This window comes from Acinetobacter sp. UBA3132 (assembly GCF_002364825.1).
GTDB lineage: Bacteria > Pseudomonadota > Gammaproteobacteria > Pseudomonadales > Moraxellaceae > Acinetobacter > Acinetobacter schindleri.
Genome location: NZ_DEZM01000205.1, coordinates 1 through 8,152, shown reverse-complemented (window position 1 = coordinate 8,152; position 8,152 = coordinate 1). Strand labels below are relative to the sequence as shown.

General features: G+C 41.4%; 11 protein-coding genes and 1 pseudogene. 6 read left to right on the top strand and 6 right to left on the bottom strand.

What is annotated here, in order from left to right; translation table 11 throughout:
* Positions 1–442: 442 nt before the first annotated feature.
* Both B4033_RS11430 and B4033_RS11425 read left to right on the top strand, forming a co-directional pair.
* A pseudogene (locus tag B4033_RS11430) lies at positions 443–596 on the top strand (aldehyde dehydrogenase); the annotation flags it as partial.
* A gap of 489 nt (positions 597–1,085) precedes the next feature.
* Complete coding sequence (locus B4033_RS11425) at positions 1,086–1,331, top strand: hypothetical protein (protein ID WP_008303959.1); 246 nt, start codon at positions 1,086–1,088, stop codon at positions 1,329–1,331.
* A 148-nt stretch (positions 1,332–1,479) separates the two neighbouring features.
* On the opposite strand, the gene B4033_RS11420 is transcribed toward B4033_RS11425, so the two are convergent.
* Together B4033_RS11420 and queG are read right to left on the bottom strand one after the other, a co-directional pair.
* On the bottom strand, positions 1,480–1,689 hold the full coding sequence (locus B4033_RS11420; protein ID WP_004892694.1) for a hypothetical protein: 210 nt from the start codon (positions 1,687–1,689) through the stop codon (positions 1,480–1,482).
* 106 nt (positions 1,690–1,795) lie between these two features.
* Positions 1,796–2,890, bottom strand: coding sequence for a tRNA epoxyqueuosine(34) reductase QueG (gene queG / locus B4033_RS11415; protein ID WP_076753767.1), 1,095 nt, complete (start codon positions 2,888–2,890; stop codon positions 1,796–1,798).
* Between the two features lie 23 nt (positions 2,891–2,913).
* Here queG and B4033_RS11410 point away from each other — a divergent pair, with 23 nt between their 5' ends.
* Both B4033_RS11410 and B4033_RS11405 read left to right on the top strand, forming a co-directional pair.
* Entirely contained in the window at positions 2,914–4,386 is a 1,473-nt protein-coding gene (locus B4033_RS11410; RefSeq protein ID WP_286834114.1) for an NAD(P)H-hydrate dehydratase, read from the top strand.
* Positions 4,387–4,393: 7 nt separating this feature from the next.
* Positions 4,394–4,684 carry an acylphosphatase gene (locus B4033_RS11405; RefSeq protein WP_004815505.1) on the top strand — a complete coding sequence of 97 codons (291 nt, stop codon included), beginning with the start codon at positions 4,394–4,396 and terminating at the stop codon, positions 4,682–4,684.
* Here the strand turns inward: B4033_RS11405 and ruvC are convergent.
* Positions 4,681–5,223, bottom strand: a complete 543-nt coding sequence (gene ruvC, locus B4033_RS11400; RefSeq protein WP_004815506.1) for a crossover junction endodeoxyribonuclease RuvC — start codon at positions 5,221–5,223, stop codon at positions 4,681–4,683. The two genes, B4033_RS11405 and ruvC, sit on opposite strands and share 4 nt — an antisense overlap.
* Before the next feature lie 120 nt (positions 5,224–5,343).
* Here ruvC and B4033_RS11395 point away from each other — a divergent pair, with 120 nt between their 5' ends.
* Together B4033_RS11395 and B4033_RS11390 are read left to right on the top strand one after the other, a co-directional pair.
* On the top strand, positions 5,344–5,910 hold the full coding sequence (locus B4033_RS11395; protein ID WP_048882651.1) for an FxsA family protein: 567 nt from the start codon (positions 5,344–5,346) through the stop codon (positions 5,908–5,910).
* A 132-nt stretch (positions 5,911–6,042) separates the two neighbouring features.
* Positions 6,043–6,681, top strand: coding sequence for a LysE family transporter (locus tag B4033_RS11390; protein ID WP_004815510.1), 639 nt, complete (start codon positions 6,043–6,045; stop codon positions 6,679–6,681).
* Between the two features lie 5 nt (positions 6,682–6,686).
* On the opposite strand, the gene B4033_RS11385 is transcribed toward B4033_RS11390, so the two are convergent.
* From B4033_RS11385 to B4033_RS11375, 3 genes are all read right to left on the bottom strand, one after another.
* Entirely contained in the window at positions 6,687–6,878 is a 192-nt protein-coding gene (locus B4033_RS11385) for a hypothetical protein (protein ID WP_004892713.1), read from the bottom strand.
* Between the two features lie 173 nt (positions 6,879–7,051).
* On the bottom strand, positions 7,052–7,297 hold the full coding sequence (locus B4033_RS11380; protein ID WP_286834108.1) for a hypothetical protein: 246 nt from the start codon (positions 7,295–7,297) through the stop codon (positions 7,052–7,054).
* A gap of 303 nt (positions 7,298–7,600) precedes the next feature.
* On the bottom strand, positions 7,601–8,152 hold a 552-nt coding region (locus B4033_RS11375), incomplete at its 5' end, for an FAD-dependent oxidoreductase (protein ID WP_286834106.1).

Sequence of the window (8,152 nt, the reverse complement as noted above, 5' to 3'; positions counted from 1 at the left end):
AGCTTGTTTGAATCGATGTATTTCATCCGCAGATTATGCACGAATGCCAAGAAATCCGGAGTGCAAATATTAACCAAAAAGAAGATCGTTTTTTGATTTATGAAAGAGATCTGCTGTAAATATAAAATTTAAGTTTAGATCTAAGAATTATGTATTCTGGGTTTTTGAAATGCCTGATTTCAATGACAAGACCCTATACCTCGCATATATGTCTCATCATTTAAGTAAGCTATAAGCCTATTAACAGGAAAGCTAGAAAAATGTAGATTTTTTATTTTATTAAATTTAAACAAACTAGATTAAATTTCCGGTGTAATTGACTTTTAATAATCCGTAATTGAAATAGGTAGCCTATAACTAGATGATTATGTAAAAAATTCGTTAAGACTTTTCTGATTACCGCTTACCGGGCTGGTCTACCATCGAGGTAGGTCTTGTATGAAGCAACTGTTATCATATCTATCCGGCGCATGCAGCTTTCGGCGGTTATAAAAATCAGGTATTGACCGAGAGAACCACAAAATGATGCTGGATCATTTCAGTAAACCAAAAATCTACTGGTCAGTTATTTAACCAAGCCAGCCGGTTTCTTCTAAATTTCATTGAAAAGCGGACTTTGGTTCGCTTTTTTTAAAGATATCATTTCCAAAGATGGCGAAATTGCGATATACATCACATCAGATGATTAAAAGTATGAATCAATTGAAATTTAACTTTATCGGAAAGTTAAAAAAAGTATGAAATTGATTTTACATTTTGAAAAATTATGTTTATAAGTAAATGGTGGTTTTTTAATCAAAACAACAATAGACACTCAGGAAGAGTGAACGACAGAAGCGTATTTATATAATGGTGAAACAGGAGTTTTAACAATGCTTCAGCTTTTGAAAAAAATATTTTGCTTGCACATTTATGAATATCAACACATGGAAGAAATTGGCACACAGCGAGAATGTCGCAAGTGTGGTATCAGTAAAGATTAATACCTACCCCCCAGAAAAGTGAGCATTTGCTCACTTTTTTATGCCTGAAATTAAGAATATTCCGTTAAAATATGGCATTGTTAAAACGTCAATGGGGGCATAATGACTAAAGACTTTCAGGCTGAAACTTATATTGTTGATGAAAATCTCGCAGATACCTTACATTGGCTTAGTCTACATCAGGAAAGTTTCGAGTCACTGCATTATGATGCCATTACTCAGACACTTACAGTAGAACATGCCAATGGCAGTGATGTCATTCGGATAGGGGATTACCTCAATGCGAAATATGGCATCCTGATTACGGCACACAATTTTGCTGACACTTCTAACTTCGATCAAAAATAATCTATTTACGTGATTGGAGTTGAATCTGACCTGATAAATAGAAAATCTTTAATTAAAAAGGTTTATAAAGCGAAAATAAATAAATTTTAAACTCATATCATAAAGCCCACCTAAGGCGGGCTTTATTAACTTCAGAATCGATTTATTCCTATTCACGGTGATTGCCATGAATATTCTGATTTTGCAGATCTGCTCGATGCTGTTTATTTAAAACCCGTTCATCCTGCTCGTGCTGATTGTTCTTAGGCGAATTGACTGGCCCATGCTGCTGAGGTTGCTGCTGTTGCTGAATTTGATTCTGGTGTTCATTTTGCAGCTGTTCCAGTAACTCTTGATTTGGATTTTTTGATGACATCATCGTCCCTCCATTTCATTTCTGAGACTATTTAAATTTATGCCACAGTCTGAAAATAAGGTGTGTAAGGCTTTTAAGGGAATCTGTGACACCAGGTAAAAATAGACAATTATCTGGATTTAGAAAGTTGTTCCTGAATCGACCAATCGATATGTACCTGTACAACTTCATCATGTTGAGCGCGAGAGTTTTGCAAGGCCTGAATAATCGCTGGATTAAATGGCGCATTGCCTAAACCAATAGCAATATTGCGCATAAAGCTTTGATAACCGGTACGCCGTAGCGGACTACCTTCTGTTGAAGCTAAAAAGGTGGGCTCATCCCATTGCCATAAATCCAGCAGGCTGGCCTGATCCAGTCCATTCCGTGGATGAAAGTCTGCAATGGTCGTCGTCTTGGCAAAGCTGTTCCAAGGACAAATCAACTGACAGTCATCACAACCAAATACCCGATTACCAATGCCACGACGAAGATCTTCAGGAATAATGCCTTTATACTCAATGGTAAGATAGGCAATACAGCGCCGTGCATCCAGCATATACGGCTCAACAATCGCCTGTGTCGGGCAGATATCGATACAGGCCGTACAAGAACCACAGTGTTTGGTCGTCGGTTCATCAAATGGCAGTTCCAGTGAAGTAAACAGTTCGCCGAGTACAAAGAAGGAACCGGATTTTTTATGAATCAGCAGCGTATGTTTACCAGTCCAGCCCATACCGGCATTTTCAGCCAGAGACTTTTCAAAAACGGGTGCTGAATCGGCAAAAGGACGTGATTCAAATTCTCCGACTTTTTCTTTGATTTTAGCTGACAGCATTTTTAGCCGACCACGCATGGTCTTGTGATAATCACGACCACGGGCATAGCGGGCAATAATTGCAGAATTTGGTGCATCGGGAACCATTCTCGGTTCAGGTGATTCGACTAGATAATCCATACGCACACAGATCACAGAGCGAGTATTTGGAATTAATAGTGTTGGATTAGCACGTTTGTCCAGATTTTCTTCCAGAAATTTCATATCGCCATGATAACCACGCTCCAGATATTCCTGCAGACGTGGCAATTCTGCTTGAGCATCCGGCCGGGCAATGACACAATCAGAAAAACCCAATTCCAGCGCTTGTACTTTGATCCATGCTTTGAGGGCTTCTGGATCCTCTTGAAAAACCTGAATTTGCGCGGGAGAATCGGGTGTAATCATAAACCGGGAACAGGGAATAAAAAATGCAGCAACAAGTTTACCATAGCCCCGTTTATCATAGCCAAAGTATTCAAGCCTTGGAGCAGCGCTGGTTTGCTAAAAAAAACAGTTCTTATGGTCTGATGCAGCAAGTCGCCTGGAGCATTGTGCAGTGCCTGATTCCTTTATTTGTTGAAGAGAATGTTCAAAAGGTCGCGGTCTGTTGTGGGCAGGGTAATAATGCCGGAGATGGATATCTGGTCGGGAAGTACCTACAGCAGGCTGGTTTTGAGATAGAGATTTATGCAGCAGAAAAGGGTGGTTCACAGGATCTGGCTTCGGCGAGTCAGGAAGCACTTGATGCATGCATAAAAGTCTATCCGCATTTTGATTTTCAGACTGAATATGATGCCTATATTGATGCGTTATTTGGGATAGGTCTTAACCGTGATCTGAATGACACATGGCAACAGATGATTCTAAGTATTAATGCTCAAAAGGGCTTAAAAATCGCAATCGACATTCCAAGTGGTCTCCATGCTAATACTGGGCAACCTTTGCCAGTCGCTATTCAGGCTGATTATACTTACACGGCACTGGGGCTTAAAACAGGTTTGTTTACCGGGCAGGGGAAAGCCTATGCTGGGCAGGTAGAATGTATATCTGCAATTCCAATCGATGCTGAATTGAAACCTGTTGCTCAATTATCTGGTACTCACATCCATTTACCCAAACGTCAGGCCTTTGGACATAAGGGCAGTTATGGACATGTACTGGTGATTGGCGGTCATGCTGATATGGGCGGGGCGGTAATCATGTCAGCTGAAGCTGCATTTGCAGCAGGAGCGGGTAAAGTGACTGTTATTTGTGATGCTAAACATCATACGGCAATCCTTTCACGGGCACCAAATATCATGCTCAAAGATATGAATGCCCTAGATGAAGATCAGCGTGATAATCTGTTACAGCAAGTAGATGCCGTTTGTTTTGGTATGGGCTTGGGACGTGATCTCTGGGCTGAACAGCAGTATCAGTTCTGGTTTAGTGCCATTCAGCAATCTCAGCTGGAGATCGTACTAGATGCAGATGCGCTGTGGTTCCTGGCAAAGCGCCCAGAACAATTAAATCCACGAACTTATTGCACCCCTCATCCGGGCGAAGCAGCAACCTTATTAGGATATAAAACTCAAGATATCGAAGCTGACCGAATCGCTGCCATTCATACCTTACAGCAGAAATTCAAAGGACAGTGGGTCTTGAAAGGCTCGGGCAGTCTGATTCTGGAAGATCAGCTGTATATCTGTACTGCGGGTAATCCGGGTATGGGCACTGGAGGGATGGGCGATGTACTGGCTGGCATGATTGCCAGTCTGAAAGCCCAGTTCCATGAGAATATTCATCTGCATGAAATCGTGACTTTACATGCCTTGGCCGGAGATGAGTTGGCAAAATATGGTCAGCGTGGTTTGCAGGCACAAGATATGAAACAGGCCATTTATAAAGTGGTTAATCTTTAAGGAAGTCATGATACAGGCCGCGAAACTGATTATTTCAGGAACAGTGCAGAAAGTAGGCTATCGAAATTGGTTTGCAGTTCAGGCAGTAGAACTGGAATTAAAAGGCTATGTACAAAATCTGCCAACTGCACCGGTAGAGGCTGTAGTGGTTGGAGATGAGAGAAAAATTCAAGAGATGATTATACGTAGTCAAAAGGGACTAATTTATGCAGATTTGGCTGATATTCAACAACTTGAATTAAATCCTGCTGAATATCAGTTTGAAAATTTTCAGATCAAATATTCATATAATGATTAACGACGTCTGCTGACACGGCTACGCCCACGTGCCATACCTCCAAGCGCATTTAACACAGCCATCTTGCTCATGCTACCCGAAGCATGGGCATGACAGATTGCCGCAGCCAAGGCATCCGCTGCATCCTGTTGGGGTTTGATGCTGAGGTTTAAAATTTTCATGACCATCATCTGTACCTGCTCTTTTTCTGCCGCGCCGTAGCCAACGACAGACTGCTTGATCTGACGTGCCGTATATTCAGCGACTTGCAGATCCAGATTAACCAATGCTGCAATGGCTGCACCACGGGCCTGGCCGAGTTTCAGGGCAGAGTCCGGGTTTTGTGCCATAAAGACCTGTTCTACGGCCGCTTCTGTCGGACCATAGAATTTAACAATACGTTCAACCCCGGCAAAAATTCGCTTTAATCGCTCAGGCATTTCCGCAGTTTCCGTTCTGATGGTTCCTGCATCCACAAAAGACAGTTTGGAACCTTCTTTTTGAATAATGCCATACCCTGTAAGACGTGAACCTGGGTCAATCCCAATAATTAATGACATGCCTGCACTTTAAAAATAAAATAATGCCCATATTGTTACATAAGCGTATCAAAAAAGCTTGATCCTGATGAAGCAGTTGATTACATCCTTAATTATTGAATAGAGATTAGATTAATTTTCATGAAATTATTTCTTATTATCATTGCTGGCGTAATCCTGGAAGTATTTGTGTGGATTGGCGTGGGCGACCTCGTCGGGAGCATGTGGTATGTCTTTTTCTGGTTTGTGGCCGCATTCTTTATCGGTATGAACCTGATTCGCAAATATGCCACCGGACTCATGCCGCAGATGCAACAAATGCAAATGGGCCAGATGAGTGCCGATCCGGCCATGACCAATAATCTGCCGAAAATTCTGGCTGGGTTTTTCCTGCTGATTCCAGGTCTGATTACAGACGTGCTGGCGGTATTAATGCTGATCCCGGCTGTACAGCAGGCATTTAAAGCAGCGATGATGAAAGTCATGATGAAACGCCAGCAAGCCATGATGGAAAAAATGATGGGTGGCATGATGGGCGATATGGGCGGCGCTCAAGGTCAAAATCCATTTGCAGAAATGATGCGTCAGATGCAGGAAATGCAAAATCAGCAAGGTGGTCGTGGCGATTCAACCATTATTGATGGTGAAGCACGTGAAGTGACGCCAGAGGCGAAAAAGATTGAAATGAAAGATGTGAATCCAAAATAATTTCGATTTACATTTATGCAGCCGGATCCCATGATTCGGCTTTTTTATGTGAGTAAATTAAGATAAAAGTACTGCGAAAATTTAAACAAAAGTTATAATGCTGCGGTTTTAGTCATCGCTAATAGAAGAAATATGTCTTTGTTGTTAACCATTTGTGGTTTGCATTTTATTGCTCAACTGAGCCCCGGACCGGACGTCCTGCTGATTGCACGAAGTGCAGCATCTACTAATCGTTCCAATACCTTAAAAATTATTGCCGGCATTTCGGCTGGGATTGTGGTTTGGGTGGTACTGACCCTAGCTGGTTTTACCGTGCTGATTGATCAATTCCCCTGGATTCAGCAAGTACTCATGATTGTGGGTGGAGCATTTCTGGCAAGAATGGGCTGGGCGATGCTCAAAGGCGGATTACAGGCATTTAAACAGCGCCATGAAGCCAGCGATGATCAAATAATGATGAATGAAGCGAAAAATTATTTTACTTTGGGTTTATTGACCAATCTGTCTAATCCCAAAACACTGATTTATTTTAGCAGTGTTTTTTCATTGGCCCTCAGCTCATCAGCTTCAGATTATCTGAAATCACAGCTGGCAGTGATTATTCCACTACAAACTTTCCTGACTTTTGCTTTGCTGATGCTACTCATCTCTCAGCCGAAAATCAAAGTGCTGTACCAACGTGCAGGCAACTATATAGATTTGATTTCGGGCATACTGTTCCTGATCTTTGCAATCTGGCTTTGGTATGACGCATTGGTTTTAATGAATTAAGAAGATCAATCCTGACGAGAGAGATCTTGGTCAACTAAAATAGGGGAAACAGTAGTTTCCTCTTTTTTTTCATCTGTTTTTTGTGAAGAGCTATAACGGTTTGGTTTTAACGTGGCTTCTGTATTTTCTGAACCTTGATAACTGCGACTGCGGTTCGCACGTTCTCTTAAACCACCTTTGCGAATTAACTGCACCATACTCAAAACCTCTACAAGACTTGTATTATTGTAAATCAACTGGGCAGAGCATTGCGGAATTTCTAAGATATATACCTAGTCTTGCAAGAATCAGTGTTTATAAAATGATTTGGCCTGATACTGAATATCAGGCCCCTGAGGAAAATGAACCATGAAAATCATCACTATTTGAATTAAGAAGATTGTTTTAATTCAAGTTGTAATGCATTGAAAATAGTGTCTTTGGTGGGTACATCCTGTTGGGCTTGTGAAGAGACATGAACCACTTTAAATACGACTGCTGCAGCTAAGCAGGCCAATAGGCACAACATCCAGAAACTATAAGGACTTCTGATGCTGTGTGAGCCACAATCTGGACATGAGGTATCGGTAGATGAAACAGCTTTATTGCAGCATGCACAATGATATTGATACTGCATATTCTTCTCCTTATTTTACTAGTTTTTATGGTTATTATTTTTAAACATCAATTTTGAATTGTGTGTTTATATTATGTGAGGAAATGTTTGTATTTGATAGTGCATAGTGAGGTTAAGCATGTAAGCAATTGTGGACAATGTTTTATCCAGAAAGAGTTTTAATTTATTTAAATTATCTGATGATGAACAGAATTCCCTTTAAAAATTCTCAACGACTCTATTCAAGCATATCGCCTATTTAATATAATTTCTGAATTGAAAACAGCCTGCATAAAGCAGGCTGTTTTCATTTAATTCAAATGATTATTGACCCGAACGGATGATGTAATCAAATGCAGACAGTGATGCTTTCGCGCCTTCACCTGTGGCAATGATGATCTGCTTGTAAGGTACTGTGGTGCAGTCACCCGCAGCAAATACACCTTTTACGTTGGTTTCATTGCGCTCGTTAATCACAATCTCACCGCGGTTGCTTAACTCAACTTTGGTTTCTTTCAGGAAATCCGTATTCGGTAACAAACCGATCTGAACAAAGATCCCTGCAAGCTCAACCGTATGTTCTTCATCGGTCGCACGGTCTTTGTATTTCAGTGCAGTTACTTGTGAACCATCACCCACTACTTCTGTTGAAAGGGCATTCTTGATCACCGTGGTGTTCGGCAAGCTATTGAGTTTGTCCTGAAGTACCTGATCCGCACGTAGTTTGGTATCAAATTCCACCAGGGTGACATGCTCAACAATACCAGCAAGGTCGATCGCAGCTTCTACACCCGAGTTACCACCACCAATCACCGCAACACGTTTGCCTTTGAACAGTGGACCATCACAGTGTGGACAGTAGGCAACACCACGGGT

Bases quoted from the DNA above. Each gene is read 5' to 3' on its own strand.
- B4033_RS11425 (WP_008303959.1), top strand. From the start codon at position 1,086: ATGACTAAAGACTTTCAGGCTGAAACTTATATTGTTGATGAAAATCTC.
- B4033_RS11420 (WP_004892694.1), bottom strand. From the start codon at position 1,689: ATGATGTCATCAAAAAATCCAAATCAAGAGTTACTGGAACAGCTGCAA.
- queG (WP_076753767.1), bottom strand. From the start codon at position 2,890: ATGATTACACCCGATTCTCCCGCGCAAATTCAGGTTTTTCAAGAGGAT.
- B4033_RS11410 (WP_286834114.1), top strand. From the start codon at position 2,914: ATGCAGCAACAAGTTTACCATAGCCCCGTTTATCATAGCCAAAGTATT.
- B4033_RS11405 (WP_004815505.1), top strand. From the start codon at position 4,394: ATGATACAGGCCGCGAAACTGATTATTTCAGGAACAGTGCAGAAAGTA.
- ruvC (WP_004815506.1), bottom strand. From the start codon at position 5,223: ATGTCATTAATTATTGGGATTGACCCAGGTTCACGTCTTACAGGGTAT.
- B4033_RS11395 (WP_048882651.1), top strand. From the start codon at position 5,344: ATGAAATTATTTCTTATTATCATTGCTGGCGTAATCCTGGAAGTATTT.
- B4033_RS11390 (WP_004815510.1), top strand. From the start codon at position 6,043: ATGTCTTTGTTGTTAACCATTTGTGGTTTGCATTTTATTGCTCAACTG.
- B4033_RS11385 (WP_004892713.1), bottom strand. From the start codon at position 6,878: ATGGTGCAGTTAATTCGCAAAGGTGGTTTAAGAGAACGTGCGAACCGC.
- B4033_RS11380 (WP_286834108.1), bottom strand. From the start codon at position 7,297: ATGCAGTATCAATATCATTGTGCATGCTGCAATAAAGCTGTTTCATCT.